This window comes from Nocardia sp. NPDC050713 (assembly GCF_040654315.1).
In the GTDB taxonomy this organism is placed as follows: domain Bacteria; phylum Actinomycetota; class Actinomycetes; order Mycobacteriales; family Mycobacteriaceae; genus Nocardia.
In genome coordinates, this window is record NZ_JBFAHS010000018.1 from 121,098 (window position 1) to 143,549 (window position 22,452).

Annotated in this window: 21 protein-coding genes; 8 read left to right on the forward strand and 13 right to left on the reverse strand. The window is 67.7% G+C overall.

Going from position 1 to position 22,452, the window contains the following annotated elements; translation table 11 throughout:
* Window positions 1-199: 199 nt before the first annotated feature.
* The 3 genes from AB0H49_RS28415 to AB0H49_RS28425 form a co-directional block, all read right to left on the reverse strand.
* Window positions 200-865, reverse strand: a complete 666-nt coding sequence (locus AB0H49_RS28415) for a hypothetical protein (protein WP_357255810.1) — start codon at window positions 863-865, stop codon at window positions 200-202.
* Between the two features lie 529 nt (window positions 866-1,394).
* Window positions 1,395-2,414, reverse strand: coding sequence for an alpha/beta hydrolase family protein (locus AB0H49_RS28420; protein ID WP_357255812.1), 1,020 nt, complete (start codon window positions 2,412-2,414; stop codon window positions 1,395-1,397).
* Window positions 2,415-2,616: 202 nt separating this feature from the next.
* Window positions 2,617-3,453 carry an NAD(P)H-binding protein gene (locus AB0H49_RS28425; RefSeq protein ID WP_357255814.1) on the reverse strand — a complete coding sequence of 279 codons (837 nt, stop codon included), beginning with the start codon at window positions 3,451-3,453 and terminating at the stop codon, window positions 2,617-2,619.
* A gap of 190 nt (window positions 3,454-3,643) precedes the next feature.
* Here AB0H49_RS28425 and AB0H49_RS28430 point away from each other — a divergent pair, with 190 nt between their 5' ends.
* The gene (locus tag AB0H49_RS28430) at window positions 3,644-4,324 is read left to right on the forward strand and encodes a hypothetical protein (RefSeq protein WP_357255816.1); all 681 of its coding nucleotides are present in this window, start codon (window positions 3,644-3,646) and stop codon (window positions 4,322-4,324) included.
* 37 nt (window positions 4,325-4,361) lie between these two features.
* On the opposite strand, the gene AB0H49_RS28435 is transcribed toward AB0H49_RS28430, so the two are convergent.
* The 4 genes from AB0H49_RS28435 to AB0H49_RS28450 all read right to left on the reverse strand — a co-directional run bounded on the left by AB0H49_RS28435 (window position 4,362) and on the right by AB0H49_RS28450 (window position 7,786).
* Window positions 4,362-4,808, reverse strand: a complete 447-nt coding sequence (locus tag AB0H49_RS28435; RefSeq protein ID WP_354998060.1) for a GtrA family protein — start codon at window positions 4,806-4,808, stop codon at window positions 4,362-4,364.
* Window positions 4,805-7,033, reverse strand: a complete 2,229-nt coding sequence (locus AB0H49_RS28440; protein WP_357255818.1) for a hypothetical protein — start codon at window positions 7,031-7,033, stop codon at window positions 4,805-4,807. The genes AB0H49_RS28435 and AB0H49_RS28440 overlap by 4 nt, the downstream gene beginning before the upstream one ends.
* A 133-nt stretch (window positions 7,034-7,166) precedes the next feature.
* Window positions 7,167-7,448, reverse strand: coding sequence for an XRE family transcriptional regulator (locus AB0H49_RS28445; RefSeq protein WP_354998062.1), 282 nt, complete (start codon window positions 7,446-7,448; stop codon window positions 7,167-7,169).
* A complete protein-coding gene (locus tag AB0H49_RS28450) occupies window positions 7,448-7,786 on the reverse strand; it encodes a type II toxin-antitoxin system RelE/ParE family toxin (RefSeq protein WP_354998063.1) in 339 nt (112 codons plus the stop codon). The genes AB0H49_RS28445 and AB0H49_RS28450 overlap by 1 nt, the downstream gene beginning before the upstream one ends.
* A 162-nt stretch (window positions 7,787-7,948) precedes the next feature.
* On the opposite strand from AB0H49_RS28450, the gene AB0H49_RS28455 reads away from it, so the two are divergent.
* Entirely contained in the window at window positions 7,949-8,401 is a 453-nt protein-coding gene (locus AB0H49_RS28455; RefSeq protein WP_357255821.1) for a hypothetical protein, read from the forward strand.
* Between the two features lie 169 nt (window positions 8,402-8,570).
* On the opposite strand, the gene AB0H49_RS28460 is transcribed toward AB0H49_RS28455, so the two are convergent.
* A complete protein-coding gene (locus AB0H49_RS28460) occupies window positions 8,571-10,091 on the reverse strand; it encodes a wax ester/triacylglycerol synthase domain-containing protein (RefSeq protein ID WP_357255909.1) in 1,521 nt (506 codons plus the stop codon).
* 104 nt (window positions 10,092-10,195) lie between these two features.
* Between AB0H49_RS28460 and AB0H49_RS28465 the strand changes: the two genes are divergently transcribed.
* Window positions 10,196-11,842, forward strand: a complete 1,647-nt coding sequence (locus tag AB0H49_RS28465) for a cytochrome bc complex cytochrome b subunit (protein WP_354998066.1) — start codon at window positions 10,196-10,198, stop codon at window positions 11,840-11,842.
* A gap of 81 nt (window positions 11,843-11,923) precedes the next feature.
* Here the strand turns inward: AB0H49_RS28465 and AB0H49_RS28470 are convergent, their stop codons facing one another.
* Window positions 11,924-12,133 carry a DUF397 domain-containing protein gene (locus AB0H49_RS28470; protein WP_357255823.1) on the reverse strand — a complete coding sequence of 70 codons (210 nt, stop codon included), beginning with the start codon at window positions 12,131-12,133 and terminating at the stop codon, window positions 11,924-11,926.
* Window positions 12,134-12,556: 423 nt separating this feature from the next.
* On the opposite strand from AB0H49_RS28470, the gene AB0H49_RS28475 reads away from it, so the two are divergent.
* The 3 genes from AB0H49_RS28475 to AB0H49_RS28485 are packed head-to-tail and all read left to right on the forward strand — an operon-like array spanning window position 12,557 to window position 14,862.
* Window positions 12,557-13,102 (forward strand): DUF309 domain-containing protein, encoded by a 546-nt coding sequence (locus AB0H49_RS28475; RefSeq protein WP_354998068.1) that lies wholly within the window; start codon window positions 12,557-12,559, stop codon window positions 13,100-13,102.
* Window positions 13,103-13,126: 24 nt separating this feature from the next.
* The gene (gene gluQRS / locus AB0H49_RS28480) at window positions 13,127-14,074 is read left to right on the forward strand and encodes a tRNA glutamyl-Q(34) synthetase GluQRS (protein ID WP_357255825.1); all 948 of its coding nucleotides are present in this window, start codon (window positions 13,127-13,129) and stop codon (window positions 14,072-14,074) included.
* Between the two features lie 47 nt (window positions 14,075-14,121).
* A complete protein-coding gene (locus AB0H49_RS28485; protein WP_354998070.1) occupies window positions 14,122-14,862 on the forward strand; it encodes an RDD family protein in 741 nt (246 codons plus the stop codon).
* 82 nt (window positions 14,863-14,944) lie between these two features.
* Here AB0H49_RS28485 and AB0H49_RS28490 read toward each other — a convergent pair whose 3' ends face one another.
* Window positions 14,945-15,499, reverse strand: a complete 555-nt coding sequence (locus AB0H49_RS28490) for a DUF4190 domain-containing protein (protein WP_357255827.1) — start codon at window positions 15,497-15,499, stop codon at window positions 14,945-14,947.
* Window positions 15,500-15,582: 83 nt separating this feature from the next.
* Between AB0H49_RS28490 and AB0H49_RS28495 the strand changes: the two genes are divergently transcribed.
* Window positions 15,583-16,365 (forward strand): queuosine precursor transporter, encoded by a 783-nt coding sequence (locus tag AB0H49_RS28495; protein WP_354998072.1) that lies wholly within the window; start codon window positions 15,583-15,585, stop codon window positions 16,363-16,365.
* Window positions 16,366-16,793: 428 nt separating this feature from the next.
* Here the strand turns inward: AB0H49_RS28495 and tgt are convergent, their stop codons facing one another.
* On the reverse strand, window positions 16,794-18,047 hold the full coding sequence (gene tgt, locus AB0H49_RS28500) for a tRNA guanosine(34) transglycosylase Tgt (protein WP_357255829.1): 1,254 nt from the start codon (window positions 18,045-18,047) through the stop codon (window positions 16,794-16,796).
* Window positions 18,048-18,145: 98 nt separating this feature from the next.
* Here tgt and AB0H49_RS28505 point away from each other — a divergent pair, with 98 nt between their 5' ends.
* Window positions 18,146-18,778: a helix-turn-helix domain-containing protein gene (locus AB0H49_RS28505; protein WP_357255831.1), complete on the forward strand. Its 633-nt coding sequence runs from the start codon at window positions 18,146-18,148 to the stop codon at window positions 18,776-18,778.
* 4 nt (window positions 18,779-18,782) lie between these two features.
* On the opposite strand, the gene AB0H49_RS28510 is transcribed toward AB0H49_RS28505, so the two are convergent.
* Both AB0H49_RS28510 and AB0H49_RS28515 read right to left on the reverse strand, forming a co-directional pair.
* The gene (locus AB0H49_RS28510; RefSeq protein WP_357255833.1) at window positions 18,783-20,702 is read right to left on the reverse strand and encodes an ABC transporter ATP-binding protein; all 1,920 of its coding nucleotides are present in this window, start codon (window positions 20,700-20,702) and stop codon (window positions 18,783-18,785) included.
* Window positions 20,699-22,432, reverse strand: a complete 1,734-nt coding sequence (locus tag AB0H49_RS28515) for an ABC transporter ATP-binding protein (RefSeq protein ID WP_357255835.1) — start codon at window positions 22,430-22,432, stop codon at window positions 20,699-20,701. Before AB0H49_RS28515 ends, AB0H49_RS28510 begins: the two co-directional genes overlap by 4 nt.
* Window positions 22,433-22,452: the final 20 nt, after the last annotated feature.

The following is a 22,452-nucleotide window of genomic DNA, read 5'->3' on the forward strand; positions in this document are numbered from 1 at the left end:
CGCGTCCGCGTGTGGCTACCCGAGGCGGCAGTACATCTGCCGAACTTGCCGGAAGAGGTAGATACGAACAGCCTGTTCGACCGGGCCTACCGCGCGCCCGGCCGTCACGGTGATGTGCAGCCGGGTGATTCCGTCCAGCGCCGGGCCCAATGCACCTCGCGCAAGGCAGCAGAATGCCCGGTTCCGCGGGGTAGTGAGGCTAGGTCCGGAGCCTGTCCAGGATCTGGCGGGCCTGGCGTTGGAAGGCGGCGTCCAAGTCGCGTTGGTCGATCGGGTGGTCGGAGCCGACGTGGGCGTCGATCTTGACGACCACATTGCTGTCGCGGACGAACAGGTCGTACATGACGTGGTGCGGCGGGTTGGAGTTGTGTTTCACCATAACGAAATATGCCTCCGCGCCGAGCCCGGACACCGGGCCATGAATCGCGTCCGGGCCGCCGAGCTGGATGCCCGATTTGACGTCATCGGCATAGGTGGACGCGCTGTCGGCGTACTTGTCGGCGAATTCGGCGTAAGTGATCATCGAGGCAGGCACGACCACGGCTCGGACCGTATGCTCCGCCTCCATCGTGGTGTTGCAGCGCAGCGAACCGCCGCCACTGTCGTCGGGCCGCTCCTCTTTGTGCAAGGGCGGGCTCGCCAGCACGCGCCCCCAAGGCGCCAGGACAGACAAGTCCACCAGGTCGCACGCATTGTGCACACCCGCCATCGAGTACACGCCGCGCCATGGCTCCGGGGTGCGCGTCGGTGACGCGGTCACGAAGGTCATCGACTCGAGGTCCGCGGCAGTGGCAGTGGACTCGCCCGAATCCGATCCGCCCACCACGACCACCGCGGCGAGGGCGAGCACGAGGAGGACGACCACTGCCGCGGCACCGCCGAGTATCAGTGCGGTGTTCCCGGACCGAGGGGGTTGGGGCGCCCGTGGTTGCCCAGGTAGGCCGTGGCCGAACTGCGGCGCACCGTAGGGTGCCGGTTGACCCGGGGCGCCGTGGCCGAACTGCGGCGCCGGTCGACTCTGCCCGAAATGCGCTGCACCGTAGGGTGACTGCTGCGCCACATGGCCGTAGGGTGCGACCTGCGCTCCTGGAGGATGCGCACGTGGCCAGTCGGCACCGAACTGCGATGCACCCTCGGGCAATTGCTGCCCGTACGGCGCGGCTGCACCAGCCGAATCGGACCGGTTGATCGGCTTGCCGGGTGGCGCAGCCGAATTCGCCCGTTCATCGTGCATCGAACTCCCCCTCCGGCTCCACCGTACGCAGCGATGCTAGCCCGTCCGTCTTTCCCTGCTCACGGCGTCGATCTCGGCGCGCTCCGGGTCTATCCACTGCCCATTGCGGACCAAGGCGTCCGCGAGGTGAACACCGAACCGGCGCGTTCGCGCGCCCGCCTCAGCCGTCGAGCCCCATGCCCTGGGCGAGCAGCGGCCACGAGTCGTGCAGCGCCTCTTCCCAGTACGGCCAGTAGTGCGTGCCGACCGGGTTGAATTTGTAGGTCGCCGGGATGTCCAGCGAGTCGAGCCGGTTCTTCAGGTTGGCGGTGCAGCCGTTGACGGCCGCTTCGATGATCACACCGAGGCTGAGGGTGACCGCGCCCATCGGTCCGGGTGCGGCGTTCAGGTAGTACTGGACGTCCTCCATCACCGGGATGCCGCTGCCGCTCGAGACGTACAGCAGCGTGCCGCGCAGCTTCTCCGCGTTGATCACCGGGTCGTTCGCGGCCCACAGCGGGCTCTCGGCAGGGCCGTACATGTTCTCGGTGTCGCCCCCCGCCCAGGTTTCGGTGGCCAGCTTGACGAACAGCTGCCCCATCGGGTCGGCGATCTGCGCGCACCCGCTGTAGGCAGCGACGGTTTTCCACAGGCCGGGCTTGGCCTCGGCCAGCTGCAACACCGATGTGCCCGAGGTGGAGAGACCGGCCAACGCGTTTTGTCCCGTCGAGTTCAGCGTCTGGTCGAGCAGTGGGGGCAGTTCCTCGGTGAAGAAAGTCGTCCACTTGTTCAGCCCGAGAACCGGGTCCCGCTGCTGCCAGTCGGTGTAGTAACTGCCGCGACCGCCGATCGGCAGGACGACGTTCACCGGCTTGTCGGCCAGCCATTCGAGCGCGTGCGTGGCGGCCTGCCAGCTGGCAGTTCCCTCGCCGCCATCCAGACCGCTGAGCATGTAGAGGTTCGGCGCGGGCTCGGACTCGTCGGCCGGACGCTGCACATCCACATCGATTTCGGTGTCCATCGACGCCGAGTACACCTTCAGGTGCCAGGTGCGCCCCTCTTTGACGACGGAGGTGACGGCCGAGTGCTGCTGCGGATCGGCCGAAACAGTACCGCTGGTCAACGGCACGAACAGCGCGGCGGTCAGTGCAACAGCGGCGGTCCGCGGAGCGGCGATACTGCGTAGTGCGGAGAGCTTCATCGAATAGTCGATTCCAGTCCATGGGCCGTTTCCGGCCATATTGTCGTCGAAGTGGTCCGGGAACTACGTCTTTCGCGCAGCCGAAATCGTTACCCGGCAAGGCCATTCAGCGAAGAACACGGCGGCCCGGATGGCGGCCGCCGTGCCGTCTCGGCCAACTCCTGCGGCGTCGGCCCCGCCGATCGGACGTCGGCGGTCGATGTTATCGAGCCGTGCCGGCCGGAGCCGGCGCGGAGTTCCGGAAGCGATCCGCGTGCTCGGCCGCCCACTGGGCGAAGGTCAGCGCCGGGCGGCCGAGCACCCGGGGAACGGTGTCGTCGACGGTCGCGGACTCCTCGGGCGGTGCGGCGTACCAGCCGATGACGTAGTCGGCGTCGGCCCGGGAGACGCCGGTGCTCATGAGCCGGTCCACGGCCTGTGCGTGGGTGATCCGGTCGAAAACGATGTCGCGTCCGACCGCCTCGGACAGGATCGCGAGACGTTCGTGCAGGGTCAGCGGCTGCGGTCCGGTGAGGTTGTACGCGCGGCCCGCGTGGCCGTCCTCGAGCAGCGCCGCGGCGGCCACCGCGCCGATGTCGGCCTCGTGCACCAGCGCGCTCGGGAAGTCGTAGGGTTCGCGCACCACGCCCTCGGCGCGGATCGAGTCGACCCAAGTCAGCGTGTTGGACATGAACTCCTGCGGTTCGAGCCGCGTCCACTCCACACCGGAGTCGGCGACGGCCTGTTCGACCGGGCCTACCGCGCCGCCCCACACGACGGTGATGCGACGAACGCCCGCGTCGACGGCGCGGCGAACCAGTTCCTCGCCGACCTCCGCGAGCCCGGCCGTCACGGTGATGTGCAGCCGGGTGATTCCGTCCAGCGCCGGGCCCAAGGTCTCGGGTGCGGTGTGGGTGCCCGTCGCCAGCTCGACGCCCGAGGGGAGTTTCGCGGCCGCCGGATCGCGGGTGAGCGCACGGACGCGCTCGCCTCGACGCAAGAGTTCTGCCACGACATGGCGGCCGGTGTTGCCGGTCGCGCCAGTTACCAGTGTTGTCACGGTGTTTCCTTTCCTCGGCGCCGACGCTAAGAGCTCAACCTTGCTCGAGGTCAATGCCGTCGATTCTGGTGTCCCCCGCCGCATCCACGGACCTCGAACGAACCGCCCGTCATCGCGGGCGGGCCGACATCCGAACGCGTTGTCGGCGAGGCCGACGCCGGGAACGCATGTCGGCTGCGATGATTCCGGGGTGACTCAGTGGCTTCCCCTCTTCAGTTCCCTGGTCGTCGCCTTCGTCGTGCTGGTCGGCGTCCTCCTCACCAACCGCACGAACCGTCGCGCGATCGACGCGGCCGACGAGCGCGGCAGCATCGCACTGGAGGCCGCGCAGCGGAACGTGGAGGCGGTCAACGCGGCGGCCGAGCAGCGCAGCAGGGCTGCGATCGAAGCGGCGCAACGGAATACGGAATCGGCCGAACAGCGTGAGCACGAGAAGTGGCGGCGCGAGTCGGTGCTCGCGGCAGTCACCGCCCTGCTGGAGACCTCGGCCGCGGTCCGGCAGCAGCTGTCCAGCCAGGACTTCGCCTACATCGGGGAGATCGACAGGTTCGGCCTCGATCTGCACGAAAGCATCGGGCAATGCGGCGGATCGGTGACCCGGTTGCGCATCCTGTCGAGCCCGCGTCTCCCGAATCGCTGTGAAGACCTGCTGCGCACGCTCACCGCGGCCGCGAACATCACCGTCCAGAAGCTGACGCTGACTCTCGACGGCGACGCGACCATCGAGGACCTCGACGACATCCGGACGTTGTGGCACAAAGCCATTGCCAGCACCGCCGAGCAGGAGCTGTCGGTCGTCAAGGCCACCAGGGCCGAACTCGGCATCGAACCGCTCCCCACCGCCGAACGCGTTCCCGCTTCGGCCGCGTAGGGCGAAAGGCCGGGCAGCCAGCGCCCCTATGCCCTCGTCAGACCGCCTCAGCGGCCTTGCGCCGGAACGAGATATGCCGGTGGCCGAAGAAACTCGCGACCGCGACCAGCGCCATCACCACGACCGCCGACGGAATGCTCGGCAGGTGCAGCAGTGATACGGCCGCTTGCAGCAGCACCATGTTCATCAGCAGCCCACCGGAATTCACCGCGACGAAGGCGCAGAAATCGCGCAGCACCTGCCCCCGCACCCGGAAGACCAGAGTGCGGTGCAGCACGAACGCGATGACGATGCTGATGCTGTAAGCGGCGGCGGGCGCGAGCGCGGCGGAGACGCGGCCGTCGAAGATCGCCAGCCACATCACCGTCAACGCGATGCCCAGTCCGGTGTTCACCATGCCGACCATGGCGAACGCGATCTCCTGCCGCCGCACGACGCGCAGCAGCGGCCCGGGATCGAGTTCGGCCTGGTCGACGGAGTTCATCGGACGGCGTCCGCCAGCTCGGTCACGCCGGTCTCGTCCGCTGGGGTCGGAGCGGACTCGTCTTCCCTGCGGCCGCGCCGGTACAGCCAGTGCAGCACGCCGACACCGAGCAACCCGGCCAGTGCGCTCGCCGCGCCGATCTGCCAGCCGGGCGGCCGCCAGGCGAGTTCCAGTTCGGCGTTCTGAGTGCCCGCCGGAATATCGACGGCGACAAAGGTTTTCGCGACGTTCTGCACCGGCAGTTCGCGACCGTCGAGGGTGACGCGGTAGCCGGGCCAGGCCAGCCGCGCGAACACCACCCGGCCGCCGCGCTCCGAGCTCACCCGGACGCGGCTGGTCGTGTCCGATTCGGCGAGGGAGGTGGCGGTGACGCCGTCGGTGGCGGAGACGCGGCCGTCGACGGTCGAGAGCAAGCCGTTCTCGCGTTCGAGCACGGCGATGTACTTCTCGTGGCCGGGGTAGTCGACCCACTTCCAGCCCTGCGGTGCGGGCTGGTTGCGCGCGTCCGGGTACAGGGCGGTGTGCAGCACGACCCGGTCCACCTTCATCAGGTCGACGATGGTCTTGCCGGTGGTCGGCTCGACGGCGAAGGCCCTGCGGAAGGCGTCGGGGCAGACGCTGGTGTCCCAGAGCATGCACAGCAGCTCGCCGAACTGGAAATGGCCGTTCGGCGTGTATCCGCTGACGTAGGTCAGCTCCAAGTCCTTGGCATAGTTGCCGAAGACCAGCGATCCGTACGCGCCGTCCAGGGTGCGTTCCGCGCGCGGAATGAGGGCGCGGTCGCCCAGTTGCAGCGTGGTGCCGGGGAAATCTGGGAAGGCGGCCTTCATCTCCGAGCGCTGCTCCGGCAGGTTCCAACCGAGCGGGGTCGGTTGGGCCGACCACACCTGGAGGTAGGCGATCGGGAAGATCGACACGAGCACCAGCGCGCACGCCGCCGCGGCGCCACGACTACGGGCAAGCCACACCACGGCCGCGCCGAGTGCCGCCACCGCGAGGGCGGCGACCACGTGCCACACCGCTTCCTGCGGTGCGGCCGAAACCGAGCGCAGCAACAGCAAGCCGATCAAGCCCGCCGCGATCAACCCGCGCCTGCGCCAATCGGCGAACGTCGCGAAGCGGCCGAGCAGCACGCAGACGAGCACCAGCAGCCCGAGCGCCACCATCGGCAGCACGCGGGCGGGCCAGCGCAGCGGGCCGATGGCGCCGGGACCCGCGGTCCACATCAGCATGATCGCCGTGAACAGCGCGGGTGCGGTGAGTTCGCGCGCCGAGTCCAGCGCTTTGCGCCAGTCGACGAAGGCCAGCGCCGGGATGACGAACCAGGCGATGTAGACGACCGGCATCGGCTGCACGTAACCCCACCAAGTGGTGAACGCGGGCAGGGTGCTGGGCAGACTGGCGTTCAACGACTCCGACCACGGCACGGTCAGCAGCTGCTCGTTGTTGATCTGCGCGGTGCCGCGCCAGGTGACCTTGGCCGAGAGCATGCTCGGCAGGTACGTCGCGAGCCCGGCCAGCGCCGCGCAGGCCGACACCGCGAGCAGGCGCAGCGACGGCTGCCACTTCCGCTGGTGGACCAGTTCGCCGACGGCCACCGCGGCGATCATGATCCCGGCCTCGACCGCCGGGAAGATGTACTGCACCGAGATGGCCAGGTACAGGAAGACGAAGGTGGGGATCGGCCCCGAGCGACCGCGCGCGTAGCGCACGCCCGACGCCCACGCGTGCGCCAACCAGGCGGTGCCGGTGAACGCGGTCATCCAGCTGCCCTCGTCGAAGAACAGCAGCCAGCCGCTGAACGGGATGGCGACGCCGGCCAGCGCCGCCCACGGCGCCCGCGACCCGTACGCCAGGCAAATCCGGTAGACGCCGAGGCCGAGCACGATCGCGAAGATCAGCTTGACTACCGTGGCGTACAGCGCGAGATTGTCCACCGACGGCGCGATCAGATCGATCAGCAGCTGCGGCGGATTCAGCAGGCCCGCCTCTTCGATGGTGTAGTTGCCCGCCATCCAGTGCTCCGGCACCAGCATCGGGAAGTCACCGTCGCGCAGCCGCCTGCCCATCATCACCCACAGCGGGGCGTACTGGGACTCGGTGTCGTCGGTATAGAAATGCCGAGCGTTGGCCAGCAGAACCGCGACATACCCCGCGACCACTCCGAGCGCCGTGATGAAGCCCCACTTGTACACCTCGCGCGGAGCGAGAGTTCCACTGTCCACCACGAGTCCCAGACCCTACAGGCAACCGCCCACGACCGAACGCAAGATGAGCCCCAGCACGCCCCGCGTGGGCGTCACCGCCTTCGCTCCGGCCGTGCACGGGTCAGGGACGGACGTCGTCCGGCAGCGCCCGTCACGCGGCCGGTTCGACCGTCATCTCGACGTGCATGCCTGCCGCGGTCACCATGTTGACGAGCGAGTCCAGGCTGAACAGGTGAACTTTGCCGCGCACCAGATCCGAGACCCGTGGTTGGGTGACGCCCAGCCGATCGGCCGCCGCGGCCTGCGTCCAGCCCTGCGCGGTGATCCGCTCGGTCAGCTCGATCATCAGCCGCGACCGCAGTCGCATGTTCTCCGCCTCCTGTGGGGTGTCCTCGATCGCATCCCACACGCTGTCGAACGTCTCGTCCGCCATCAGCGCTCTCCCTTCTCGCACTCCGCCACGACCTGCTTCAGCCGCTTGGCCGCCAGATCCAGATCCGCCGCCGGGATCTGTTGGGTCTTCTTCTGGAAACAATGCAGGACGTAGATGTAGTCGGCGAGCTTCGCTACGTAGATGACACGAAACGCGCCGTTGTGGTCCCGGACCCGGATCTCACGAACGCCGAGTCCGACGGTCGACACCGGCTTCCAGTCCGTCGGGTCCAGACCACGTTGAACCCGGTCGAGTTGGTACCCGCACTCTCGGCGTGCGGCGAGAGGGAACTCGCGAAGGTCGTCGAGCGCGGTGGCAACGAACCTGATCGGCTTCACGCGGACAATATACAAATTTTTGTATGCAAGCGTACCTTGTTCGACGGATTCGAGGAACCGCCTCGAGAACGGGACGCCGTTGTGGCAGGCCGAAGTCTCGAGTCAAAGGTGGTCGGCGGGCCTAGACTCGGGCTCTGCGAGCTTCGGTGGTTAGCGAGGGAGATGCGTACTCGGTTCGAGTTCGACCTGCATACCGTGGCTTCGCCGGAGCAGGTCGTCGAGTTGTACACCGATTTCTCCGCGGAGCGGCCGCGGCGGTGGCCCGCGCTGTCGGCGCGGCAGTATCGGGTGTTCGAGGTGGGTGAGCACACCGCGGACGTGCTGGAGGGGCAGGACTTTCCGAAGATCACGGCGCGCTGGCGCTACGACTGGTCGACGCCGGGGACGGTGCGCATGCGGGTGGTCGACAGCGATTACCTCGCGCCGGGCAGTTTCCACGAGCTGACGATCCGACCGGCCGACGACGGCGGCAGCGATGTGCACGGGGTGTGGGACAACACCGCGCTGCGCCCGTCCTCCCAGGTGGGGTTGGCGATGGCGCGGTTGATGGGGCGGCGGTTCTTCGTCGCGTATTACACGCGGGTCTTCGATGGGCTCGTCGCGGAAGGCGAGTAGCGGCAGCGCCGACTGTCCTCGTCTCGACGGTCACCACAGTCGTGCGACTATCGCGCAGCGGCAGCGGCAGCGGCAGCGGCAGCGGCAGCGGCAGCGGCAGCGGCGAGCGTGACCGTAGCAAGGTGCGCCGCGCGGGACGAGCCGCGAGACCGGGCCGCATGTTCACTGTTCAGCGGGCCGCGAGCCTCGCCGCCACCTCGCGCAGCGCCGTGCGGAGCAGGCCCGCGTATGAATCCACATCGACGACCGCCGCATCGGCGTGGATCGAGACGGTGACGGTGTCGCCGAGGCCGTGCACGCCGTGGGTGAGGTGCATGACCGCGCCTAGGGCGGGAAAGCCGCCGGTACAGCGGACGGGTCCGCCGCCGAAGGTGAGATCGGCGGGTCCGCGGTACACGCTGGAGACGACCGTGTGACCGGCGATCGAGTCGGGCACGCTGTCGACGGGATAGCGGTCGACATCGCGGCGCAGGATGCGGGCCGGGGTCACGGCGGTCACGCGATCCTGCGCGGACAGCAGCGGATGCTGGGCCCGCAGCCGACGTTCGGCGAGCGCGGCGGCGATTCGGTCGGCTCGCAGGCGCAGATCCGGTTCGTCGGTGCACAGCTCGACGCCGAGGCTCCGATAGTGGTTGCGAGACACGGACTCACCCGACAGCGCCATCGGCACTTGCGCGCCGAGCCGCGAAACCGGTTCACCCTGCGCCGCAAGGTATTCGGCGAGGGCAACCGACACGGCGGTCAACACCACCACGGTGATCGTCCAGCCCTGTACGCGAAGCTCCTCGGCGTCGCACACGATCATCCGCGCCCGATGATCGATAATCCCAGCCGCCCCAATCTTGTTCACCGCACTCGGCGCGAAGCCCGGCCCCGGCTGCGGTACCGTTCCGGCCGCCGTCAGCTCGGCCAACTCTGTCTGCGCCCGATACGCGCGAAACCCACGAACCGCCGTACGAACCATTCCGGCAGGTAACCGAGCGGCACCCCATGCGGCCCCGGCTATCCCCGAATCTCGCAGGCGCGCAAAGGATTCAGCGATGATGCCGAACAGGTCGCCGTCCGCCGCCCGATCGGCGCCTCGCCCTGCCCCGAGCTCCGCCGCGAACCCCTCGGCCGCTCGCGCCCGGCTGCCAGCGCCGTTATCTACGGCGCGTCCTGTCGCTTGCCCACCGCTGGCAGCACCCGACGCGCTCGGCCGCCCCGCCCCGCCGACCATGTCCTCCCCGGAGAACAACTCCCGCGCGACAGCCGCCGCCCGCATCCCATCCGCCAGCGCATGCGACATCTGGAGCACCACCACCGTGGCGAGCTCGTCGTCCGAGGCCCGCATCGGCGCGCCCGCGACGCCCCGGAAGACGTGCAACTTCCACGGGTGCGACGTGGCGTCGACACCGGTGGCGAGCAGATCGCCGAGCGCGGCCTGCACCGCAGCCCAGTCCGCGCGCGGCAGCGGGTGCTCGATGAACTGACTTGCCGAGTATTCACACGGCACCCAGGACGGATAGCCGAGGTCGCCGGGCGTCTCACGGAGCCGGACCCGCAGGTCCGGTATCCGCGCGCTGCGGGCGGCCACGGCGGTGCGCAGCGTCTCGGTCGACACGCCCGTGTCGGCGAAGCTGTAGAGCAGGAACAGATCGTTGCGGGTCCGGGCCGACAGCCAGAACATGGTCGCGTCCTGCGGCGCCATCGAACTCACGTGGGAGACCCTATAGAAACTATCGATTCCGCGCGGCAACGCTGCTACCGTCTGTAGTAGACCCATTCCACACACGCACGAGCGGAGTGTCGGCCATGGCGAACGGACTCGCGCGAACAGTTGGCGAACAAGCTGATGCGGCGGATCAGCGATATCGCGGCGCGGCATTCATGAAGCGGTCGATCAACAAGGTCTTCCCGACCCACTGGTCGTTCCTGCTGGGTGAGATCGCGCTCTACAGCTTCATCATCCTGCTGCTGTCGGGTGTGTATCTCACGTTGTTCTTCGACCCGTCGATGGCGCACGTCACCTACGACGGCGCCTACCAGCCGCTGCGCGGCGTCGGGATGTCACGGGCCTACGAGACCGCGCTGAACATCTCCTTCGAGGTGCGCGGCGGTCTGTTCGTGCGCCAGGTCCACCACTGGGCGGCGCTGCTGTTCGCGGCCTCGATCATCGTGCACCTGTTCCGCATCTTCTTCACCGGCGCCTTCCGCAAGCCACGTGAGGCGAACTGGGTGATCGGCTCGCTGCTGCTGATCCTGGCGATGTTCGAGGGCTTCTTCGGCTACTCGCTGCCCGACGACCTGCTCTCCGGCACCGGCCTGCGCGCCGCGTTCTCCGGTATCACGATCGGAATCCCGGTCATCGGCACCTGGATGCACTGGCTGATGTTCGGCGGCGACTTCCCCGGCGAGATCATCATCCCGCGCCTCTACATCGCCCACGTGCTGCTCTTCCCCGGGATCATGCTCGCACTGATCGCCGCGCACATCGCGCTGGTCTGGTATCAGAAGCACACCCAGTTCCCCGGGCCGGGACGGACCGAGAACAACGTGGTGGGCGCGCGCATCGTGCCGGTGTTCGCCGCCGATCAGGGCGCGTTCTTCGCCTTCACTCTCGCCGTCGTCGGCCTCATGGGCGGTTTGTTCCAGATCAACCCGATCTGGAACCTCGGGCCGTACAACCCCTCCCAGGTCTCCGCCGGTTCGCAGCCGGACTTCTACATGATGTGGACCGACGGCTTGGCGCGTCTGATGCCGCCGTGGGAGCTGTATCTGGGTCGCTACACGGTCCCCGCCTCGTTCTGGGTGGCGCTGACCATGGGCTTGGTGTTCGTCCTTTTGATCTCCTACCCCTGGATCGAGAAGCGCCTGACCAAGGATTACGAGGCGTACCACAACCTGCTCCAGCGCCCACGCGACGTGCCGGTGCGCACCGCGATCGGCGCCATGGCCATCACGTTCTACGTGGTCCTCACGATCTCCTGCGTCAACGACATCATCGCCTACAAGTTCGACATCTCGTTGAACGCGACGACCTGGGCAGGCCGCATCGGTGTCCTCATCGGGCCGCCGATCGCGTACTTCATCGCCTACCGCCTGTGCCTCGGCCTCCAACGCAGCGATCGCACGGTGCTCGACCACGGCATCGAGACCGGCGTGGTCAAGCGCCTGCCGCACGGCGAGTACATCGAGGTGCACCAGCCGCTCGGCCCGGTCGACGAGCACGGCCACCCGATCCCGCTGGAGTACCAAGGCGCGGCGGTGCCGAAGAAGATGAACCGCCTCGGTTCAGCGGGCAAGCCGGGCACGGGCAGCTTCTTCCGCGCCGATCCGACGGCCGAGTCCAACCGCAACCGCGCCATCGAGCACGAAGAGGAACACCGGCAACTCGCGGTGTTGCGGAGCTATCAGGATCGCATCACCGGAAACGGACACGGCCGCGACGAAACCCAATAGCTCGCAGTCGAATTCGAGCGCGCGAAGGCCCCGAGCCGATTGGACCCGGGGCCCGTGCTGACTGCTCGTCGGACCTGACGTTCAGGCCTTGTCGAACTCCCCCGCCGATACTCCGCTGAGGAATGCGTCCCACTCACCCGGGGTGAATGCCAAGACCGGGCCGACGCCCTTGTCCTTGGTGTCGCGGACAGCCACATTGCCGCCGTCGAGAAATGCCACTTCCACGCAGTTCCCGTCGGGGCCGCTGTATGTGCTCTTACGCCACACAGCGCCCGTCGAATCTACTTCCACGGCACTAGCTCCTTTGCTGCGTCGAGAACGAGAATTTCCAACCGAGATTGTTCTAACTAGCACCGGTATCCGGGCGCAGGGAACGCCGAATACCGTGGTGCGCTTGGTGGTAGCGCGCAACAGTATCGGTGCGCGGTATCGCACTGAAGTTCGGGACGAATACGCCCCGCGGGTTGCCCCCGCGGGCTAAACCCTAGCAGGTTCTTCGAAGGATTTGCCGGTCTCTTGCCAGTTCAACCATCCCATTTGCCAAGCTTGCGAAGGCATTAAGTTGCGGGGACATTGCCAGCCCTGAGCTTTCCGGCGAAAAGCCGCGGAGGGCAATCATTTGTTCCAGCGTGATTGGTCTGTGATCCGTCGATCGAGGCACCGAGGGCCACCCTCTCGCGGCGTCGCCTGGACACGGCGTGGATCATGGATCTTATGGTCGAACGTCCACGCGACGAGGCAGGTCGCGCCCGCAACCCCCGCCCACGAGACCGGTTCGGCCGCCCGCTACCGCTCGGTAGCGAGGGCGTGCCGCGAATTCCGGACGATCTGAATCTGCCGCCCCAGCAAACTCTTACCCTCGCCCAGCAACTCTTGGATGACGGTCTGGCATTCAACGCACACGAGGTATTGGAGGCGGCATGGAAGAACGGGCCGTTCGCCGAAAGGATGCTGTGGCAGGGTCTGGCGCAATACGCGGTCGGTCTGACACACATACAACGCGGTAATCCGAAGGGAGCGCGCACCCTGCTCGGTCGCGCGGTCGGCCGACTGCGGGCCTACGAACCAGGCGATAGCGGCAATTCGGACGACGATTGTCACGACCAGGGTGCGGACGACTCGACAGAACTCCGAAACCGCGCTCTGCCCTATGACATCGATGGCGCGGGACTGATCGCGCGCGCCGAAACGCTGCTCGCCGCGTTGGACTCCGGCGCGGCGATCACCGAGGACGACCTCAAGCCGCGGCTGCGCGTCTGAGCGCCGTCGGTGTGGACGCCTACCATGGCAGTCGTGCCCGCCGCCCAGCTCGACTCACTCGCCCGAGGCGCGGGCCGCTATGCGCCGAGCCCGTCGGGCGACCTGCACCTGGGCAATCTGCGCACGGCACTGCTCGCCTGGCTGTTCGCGCGATCGAGCGGACGCCGGTTCCTGATGCGGATCGACGATCTCGATCGGGTGCGCCCAGGCGCGGCGGAGCGCCAGCTCGCCGATCTCGCGGCCATCGGACTGGACTGGGACGGCCCGGTGGTGCGCCAATCCGAACGCCTGCCGCACTACGACGCCGCCATCGAACGACTCACCGCCGCCGGTCTGACCTACGAGTGCTATTGCACCAGAAGGGAAATTCAGCAGGCCGCGACCGCACCGCACGGGCCGATGGGCGCCTACCCGGGGATCTGCCGCACCCTGAGCGCCGAGGCTCGCGCGCGCCGCAGGGCCGAGGGCAGATCCGCCGCGCTGCGCCTGCGTGCCGCGGCCGCCGAGTTCGAAGTAATCGACGACCTGCACGGCCGCTACCGAGGCCCGGTCGACGACGTGGTGCTGCGCCGCGGCGACGGCACCCCCGCCTACAACCTCGCGGTGGTGGTCGACGACGCCGCGCAGGGCATCGACCAGGTGGTGCGCGGCGACGACCTGCTGCCATCCACCCCGCGCCAGGCCTACCTGGCCAGCCTGCTCGACCTGCCCATTCCGCGCTACGCGCATGTGCCGTTGGTACTCAACGAAAATGGTCAACGGCTGGCCAAACGCGACGGCGCGGTGACGCTCGCCGACCGACGCGCCCTGGGCAACACGCCCGAACAGGTTGTGAGCTTGCTCGCCGACTCGCTCGGCTACACCGCGAGCACCCCGTCGCAGCTCCTCGAACATTTCGATCCGGCGCGGTTACCGCGAGAACCTTGGATCGTGGCCGCCGACGGGTTGTTGCAACCCAGCGGGTGTCCGTAACGTACCGAATCGACCACTGATCAACCGATCACCACGAGGACAAAAGCATGACGAGCGGTGGGTACGACCCCAACCAGAATCCCCAGGGCGGGTACGGCCAGCCGTACCCCCAGGGCCAGCCGCAGTACGGGCAGCAGCCCCAGTACGGGCAGCAGCCGCAGTACGGTCAGGACCCTTACGGCCAGCAGCAGTACGGCCAGCAGCAGCCGCAGTACGGCCAGCAGCCCCAGTACGGTCAGGACCCCTACGGGCAGCAGCAGCCGCAGTACGGTCAGCAGCCGCAATACAACCAGGATCCGTACGGCCAGCAGCAGTACCCGCAGCAGCAGGGCTATGGCGCAGGCGGTTTCGGCGGCGCGCAGCCCGGTGAGCTGTGGCCGCGCTTCGCAGCCCGTTTGATCGACAACATCATCGCTGGTATTCCATCGGCCATCGTGCTGACGATGCTCCTGCTCTTCCTGCCCGCGAACCTGGGAACCCAGATTCTCGCGTACGCGGTCTACTTCGCTCTGATCACCGCGTACTTCGTCGGTATGGAGGTGACGCAGGGCACCACCCTCGGCAAGAAGATCCTCGGCCTCCGGGTCGTCGGGCCCGGCGGCGCCAAGATCGACCCGGTCACCTCGCTCAAGCGCAACGTGTTCCTCGCGGCCAGTGTCGTCTACTGCCTTGGCTGGCTGGTCTCGTTCGGCCTCGGCATCTACATCGCCGTCACCATCGAGCAGGACCCGAACAAGCAGGGCTGGCACGACAAGTTCGCGGGCGGCACCCAGGTCGTCAAGGGCTGACCCACCCCCGGCAAACACTCAGGGGCGCTCCCGGCAACGGGAGCGCCCCTGAGTCGTCTTCGGCGCGAGTCGTTTTCGCGGCTCAGGCCCCCGCGATCACACCGATGATGTTGAGCACCCAGTACAGAATGCCGAGCACGATGCCGCCGACCCCGACCCACACGCCGGCTTGGGCCATGCCCTTGCCTTCGTAGTTGCCGGACTGCTTCATCTGGTTCAGCGCGACCACACCGAGCACCAGGCCGATGATGCTCGGCAGCAGGAAGCAGCAGGACGCGACGCCCGCGATGGAGACAATCATCGCGGCGATCGCCAAACCGTTGGAGCCCTGGCTCGGTGGCGCGCCGTACGGCTGATAGCCCTGGGGATAGCCGTAATTCGGCTGCTGCGGATAGGGCGCCGGTCCCGACTGGTACGGTGCGCCGCCCGCGGGCTGCTGGTAGTTCGGGTACTGCGACTGCTGCGGATATTGCGGCTGCGAGGGCGGCGGCTGCTGCGGGTACTGCGGGGCGGAGGGGTACCCGGTCGGTTCGGAGTTCGGATACTGCGGTACCGAGCCCTGGGCGCCGGAGTCCGGCGACACGCCTTGGCCGCCGTACTGCTTCCACCACTCGTCGGAATCGCCGGGATTCGTCATGGGTACAGCGTAGTGGGCGCAGACGGACGTGGTCTGTCCTTCATGACCGGACCGTCCCACGCGACCCGGCCCCTGCTGGGAGGATGATGCCCGTGAGTGATGTGCATAAATCAGAAGAACACGACGGGTCTGGGTACCCCGCGCCGGACCACGCGGCATTCGCCCAGGTCGCGCGGGGGTACTACACACCGATCGTCGCGCTGTTCACCGCGACGCTGATCATTTCGAATATCTGCGCCACCAAGGGCGTCGAATTCTTCCGCGACGAATCGGTCACGGTGGGACCGTTCCAGATCCTGCCGATCGTCACCGACGGCGCGTTCTTCCTCTTTCCCCTGGCCTACGTCCTCGGCGACGTGCTGAGCGAGGTGTACGGCTTCCGCGCCACCCGGCGCGCCATCTACTACGGGTTCGGCGCCCTTGTGCTGACCGTGCTGTGCTTCGCGATCGTGCTCCGCCTGCCCGCCGCCGGTTTCTACGAGAACCAGGAGGCGCTGCGATCCATCGTCGGTCCGGTGCCGCGGCTGGTGATCGCGGGTCTCGCCGGGTATTTCGTCGGCCAGCTGCTGAATTCCGCGACGCTGGTGCTGATCAAGGAACGGACCAAGGAGAAATACCTGTGGGCCAGGCTGATCGGCTCGACCGTGGTCGGCGAATTCGCCGACACCCTGATTTTCTGCTCGATCGCCGCGGCCGCCATCGGCATCGAAACCTGGCAGCAGTTCGTGAATTACGTGATCATCGGCTTCCTGTGGAAGACGCTGGTCGAGGTGCTGGTCATGCCGCTCACCTACCGGGTGATCGCACTACTGAAGAAGCACGAACCCGGTTACGCGCCGCGCGCCGTCGACCCGCTGCACGCTTAGGACGCGGTCCTACACCCCACTCCGCACACGGCCGGAGCGCAGGCGGAGGTCCGCCCGAAACACGCTGCGCGATGGCGCCCGACGGACCAGTGCATGCGCCGGGGCCAGCGCATGCGGCCGGGCGAACGCTTGCGTGCGGCCAGCCGAGCGCGCGTGCCGCCGGGCTCCGCAACGTGCAACCGAGCCCAGCACGTGCGCCGCGGCAGCGCGTCTGCCGGACCAGTGCATGCGCCGAAACCAGCGCATCGGCGGGGCGAGCGTGTGCAACCGGAGGGGGTCGTGCGGACGGAGCCAACGCGTGCAGCCGACCCAGCAGCGCCTGCGCCGGGGCTAGCGCGGCTGCGCGGCTAGCGCGTGCGCTGCGGCTGGCGCATCTGCCGAGCCAGTCCGTACGCCGGTGCCAGCACGTGCGCTGACCGCACCGGGGATCAGGGCGTGCGAATCCGCCCCTTCCAGCGGCCCAGCGTTTCGGCTTTGAACTCGTCGAAGCTGCCGTCGTCGATGCTGGCGCGGATCCGGTCGACCAGCCGAACGGTGAAGCGCTCGTTGTGAATCGTGCACAGTGTGGCGGCCAGCATTTCCTTGGCTTTGAAGAGATGGTGGATGTAGGCGCGGGTGTAGTGCGCGCAGGTGTAGCAGTCGCAGGTCTCGTCGATCGGGGTGAAATCGCGGCGGAAGCGGCTGGTATTGATGTTGAAGCGGCCCTCGGCGACGTAGATGGCCGCGTTGCGGGCGACGCGCGAGGGATTCACGCAGTCGAAGGTGTCCGCGCCGTTCTCCACCGCGACGAAGATGTCCTCCGGCTCGCTGATGCCGAGCATGTGCCTCGGCTTGTCCGGGGGCAGTTCGTCACAGCACCAGCCGACGATGGCGCCGAGGTTGTGCTTCTCCAGGGCGCCGCCGATGCCGTAACCGTCGAAACCCGTTCCGCCCGCGCCGCGGATCGCCTCCAGCTCGCGACATGCCTTGCGGCGCAGGTCTTCGTATTGCGCGCCCTGGATGACGGCGAACAGCGCCTGGTAGGGGCGGTGTGTGCGGGCCGCGGTCAGCCGCTCGTGCTCATCGATGCAGCGCTGCGCCCATTCGTGCGTGCGCTGTAGCGACTTCTCTTGGTAGCCACGGGTGTTCAGCAGCGTGGTGAGCTCGTCGAAGGCGAACATGATGTCGGCGCCGAGCTGGTGCTGGATGCCCATGGAGATTTCCGGGGTGAACCGGTGCTTGGAGCCGTCCAGATGCGAACGGAAGGTGACGCCGTCGTCGTCGACGGTGGCGAGGCGCTCCTTGCCCGCCGCGATTACATCGTCGCTGCGGACGTCGACGGCTTCCATCGCGAGCACCTTCTTGAAGCCGACGCCCAGCGACATCACCTGGAAGCCGCCGCTGTCGGTGAAGGTGGGCCCCGGCCAGTTCATGAACGCGCCGAGTCCGCCCGCCTCGTCCACGATGTCGGCGCCCGGTTGCAGGTAGAGGTGATAGGCGTTGGCCAGCAGCGCCTGCGCGCCGAGTTCGCTCATCGTCTCCGGCAGCACCGCCTTGACCGTCGCCTTGGTGCCGACGGGGATGAACGCGGGCGTCGCGATCGCACCGTGCGGCGTCTGGATGACACCCGAGCGACCGTGCCGTCCGTCCAGCCGGGCGCCGACGGTGAAGGAGAACGATTCCGGTGCTGACACGCCCTTCATCCTCTCAGGCGCCCCTGTGCGCCCCGCGCCGCGCCCGGGGCGCTGGTCGAAGGGATTCCTTACTAGAGTTCAACTCTAATCAGATATAGACTTCGGTCATGAGCGCCGTCAAGGGGACGAACAAGCGAGCCCTCAAAGCCCAGGAGACGAGGCGGCGAATACTCGCGGCCGCCGGCGAGTTGTTCGTCGAGCAGGGCTACGGCGCGACCAACCTGCAAGAGATCGCCGCGCGGGCGGGCGTGGCCGTGCAGACCATCTACTTCACCTTCACCAACAAGCGCACGCTGCTGAAAGAACTGGTCGACGTCACGATCGCGGGCGACGACGAACCGGTGGCGACCATGGAACGGGAGTGGTTCCGCACCGCCATGGCTGCCGCGACCGCGCAAAAGCATCTGCGCGCGCACATCGCGGGCACCCGCCCGGTGCTCGAACGCATCGCGCCCATACACAAGGTGATCGAGACGGCCGCGGCCACCGACCCGGAAGTCGCGGCGATGTGGCCCGCGGACCAACCGGACCCGCGCTACACCGTGCAGCTGCACACCGCCACCGTCATGATGACCAAACCCGGTGCGCGCCGAGATGTCTCGCCGGAAGAAGCCGCCGACCTGCTCTACGGCCTACTCAGCACCGAACTGTTCCTCCTGCTGGTCCGCAACAGAGGCTGGACCGCGCAGCACTGGGAGGACTGGGCCTACACCACCCTCCTCCCCCAACTCTGCGACTAGTCCGTCAAGCCTCCGCCGCGGCCGCCGCGAACTGGGCGCTGTAGAGGCGGTAGTAGGCGCCGCGCTCGTCGAGCAGTCGCTCGTGCGTGCCGTGCTCGACGATCCGGCCCGCCTCCATGACGACGATCAGGTCGGCGTCGCGGATCGTGGAAAGCCGGTGGGCGATGACGAAACTCGTGCGGTCTCGGCGTAGCGCCGCGGTGGCGTGCTGGACGAGCAGTTCGGTGCGGGTGTCCACCGAGCTGGTCGCCTCGTCCAGAATCAGGATCGACGGCTTGGCCAGGAAGGCGCGGGCGATGGTGATCAGCTGCTTCTCACCCGCGCTGACGCCCGAACCCTCCTCGTCGATGATCGTGTCGTAGCCGTCGGGCAGCGCGTGCACGAACCGGTCGACGTACGCGGCCCGTGCGGCGGCGAGGATTTCCGCCTCGCTCGCATTGGGATTGCCGTAGGCGATGTTCTCCCGGATGGTGCCGCGGAAGAGCCAGGTGTCCTGCAGGACCATGCCGATCCGCGACCGCAGGTGATCGCGGGTGATCTCGGTGATGTCGACGCCGTCGATGGTGATCGTGCCCGCGTCCAGCTCGTAGAAGCGCATGAGCAGGTTCACCAGCGTGGTCTTGCCCGCGCCGGTCGGCCCGACTATCGCGACGACGTGTCCGGGCTCGGCGACCAGCGAGAGCCGCTCGATGACCGGCTTCTCCGGCTCGTACCGGAACGAGACGGCCTCGAACTCGACCCGCCCGCGATCCACCGGCCGGGTGTTCTCCATGACCGGATCCGGGCTCTGCTCCTCGGCGTCGAGGATCTCGAAGATGCGCTCGGCCGAGGCCACGCCCGACTGCAGCAGGTTCGCCATCGCGCCGATCTGGGTCAGCGGCTGACTGAACTGCCTGGAGTACTGGATGAACGCCTGCACCTCGCCGAGCGAGAGATGGCCCGTGGCCACCCGCAGACCGCCGACCAGCGCCACCAGCACGAAATTCACGTTCCCGAGGAACATGATCGCGGGCATGATCAGGCCCGAGATGAACTGCGCCTTGAAGCTGGATTCGTAAAGCGCCTGGTTGCGCTCGTCGAACTCCCTGCCGACCTCGCGGCCGCGGCCGAACGCGGTGACCACCTCGTGGCCGGTGTACGCCTCCTCGACCTGCGCGTTGACCAGGCCCGTGTACTTCCACTGGTCCACGAAGTGCGGCTTGGACCGCTTGGCGATCTGCGCGGTGACGACGATCGCGCCCGGCACGGTGAGCAGCGCGATCAGCGCGAGCAGCGGCGAGATCCAGAACATCATGATCAGGATGCCGAGCACCGAGAACACCGACATGATCAGCTGACTCATGGTCTGCTGCAAGCTCTGCGAGACGTTGTCGACGTCGTTGGTGACGCGGCTCAGCACGTCACCGCGCGGCTGGGAGTCGAAGTAGCGCAACGGGAGCCGGTGGATCTTGTCCTCGACCTCGCCGCGCAGCCGCTTCACCGTCCGGTTGATGACGATGTTGAGCAGGTAGCCCTGCAACCAGCCGAACACCGAGGCGCCGACGTAGAGCGCGAGCACGAGCACCAAGACCCGGCCCACCGCGCCGAAATCCACGCCGACGCCGGGCACCACGTTCATGGCGCTGAGCATGTCGGCCAGGGTGTCGTTGCCGCTCGCCCGCAGCCGCTCGACGGCCTGCTCCTTGGACAGTCCGCGCATCGCCTCGAGGTTCTTGCCGACCACGCCGTCGAAGACGAGGTTGGTCGCCTTGCCGAGCAGATACGGACCGAGGGTGTTGAGCACCACCGAGGTGACCGCGAGGCCGATGATGCACCCGACGTAGAACCGTTCCGGGGCGAGCCTGCGCAGCAGCCGCTTCAGCGACGGCCCGAACGACTTGGCCTTGGCGTCCGGTGCCCCGGGAGCGGGAGCTCCTGGCCTCATCGCGCCTCCTCCGCACTCAGCTGAGACGCCACGATCTCCTGGTATTCGGGACAGTCGCGCAGCAGTTGCTCATGGGTGCCGATGCCAGCGATCACGCCGTCTTCGAGCACGATGATCTGGTCCGCGTCCCGGATGGTGGCGATGCGCTGGGCCACGATGATCACCGAGGCGTTCTCGGTCTCCGGCTTCAACGCCTCGCGCAGCCGGGCGTCGGTGGCGACGTCGAGGGCGGAGAACGAGTCGTCGAACAGGTAGATGCGCGGTCTGCGGACCAGCGCCCGCGCGATGGCGAGGCGCTGGCGCTGGCCGCCGGAGACCGTGGTGCCGCCCTGCGCCACCGGCGTCTCCAGACCCTGCGGCATCTCCCGCACGAAGTCGGCGGCCTGCGCGATCTCGAGGCAGCGCCAGAGTTCCTCGTCGGTGGCGTCCGGATTGCCGTAGCGCAGGTTGCTCGCGACGGTGCCGGAGAACAGGTACGCCTTCTGCGGCACCAGGCCGATCTGTTCGCGCAGCACTTCGAGGTCGAGGTGGCGGACGTCGGTGCCGCCCACGTACACCGCACCGTCGGTGACGTCGATCAGCCGCGGTATCAGGTTCAGCAGCGTCGTCTTGCCGGAACCGGTGGAACCGACGATGGCCGTAGTGGTCCCTGGCTCCACTTGGAAACGGATGGCGCGCAGCACCGGCTTCTCCGCGCCGGGAAAAGCGAACTCGCAGAACTGCAAGTCGACCGAGGCCGGGTCGCCTTCGAACGGCTGCGGCAGCCGCGGCGGCAGCACCGAGGACTCGGTGGCGAGCACCTCACCGATCCGGTCGGCCGAGACCGCGGCGCGCGGCGCCATCATGGCCAGGAACGACGCCATCATGACCGCCATCAGGATCTGCATGATGTAGGACAACATCGCGGTGAGCGAGCCGATCTGCAGCTCGCCGGAGTCGATCAGGTGCCCGCCGAACCAGATCACCGCCACCGCGGTGACGTTGCTGATCAGCATGACCAGCGGGAACATCAGCGCCGTCAGCCTGCCGACGCGCAGCGAGGCCTCGGTGAGCTCGGTGTTGGCGATGCCGAACCGCCAGGTCTCCTGCCGCTCCCTGACGAACGCGCGCACCACCCGGATGCCGGTGATCTGCTCGCGCAGCACCCGGTTGACCGCGTCGATGCGCTCCTGCATGTCGCGGAAGCCGGGCACCATCCTGGCCACGACGAGCGCCATCGACAACCCGAGCGCGGGCACCGCGATGAGCAGCAGCCAGGACAGACTCAGGTCTTCGCGCAGCGCCATGACGATGCCGCCGACACACATGATCGGCGCCATCACCAGGATGGTCGCCGACATCACGATGAGCAGCTGCACCTGCTGAATGTCGTTGGTGTTGCGGGTGATCAGCGAGGGCGCGCCGAACATGCCGACCTCGCGCGCGGAGAAGGTGCCGACCCGGTGCACCAGCGCGCCGCGCAGGTCGCGGCCCGCGCCCATGGCGGCCTGTGCGCCCAGATAGACCGAGAACGCGGACGCGACGATCTGCACGCCCGTGACCGCGAGCATCCACAGCCCCGTCGTCCAGATGTAGCCGATGTCGCCCTTGGTGACGCCGTTGTCGATCAGATCGGCGTTCAGGCTCGGCAGGTAGAGCATCGCGATGACCGAAACCAACTGGAGCGCAACGACCCCCGCCAATTGCGCGCGGTAGGGGTACAGATGAGCTCTGAGCAGTCTGATCAACATGATGCTTGGCAGGCTACCGG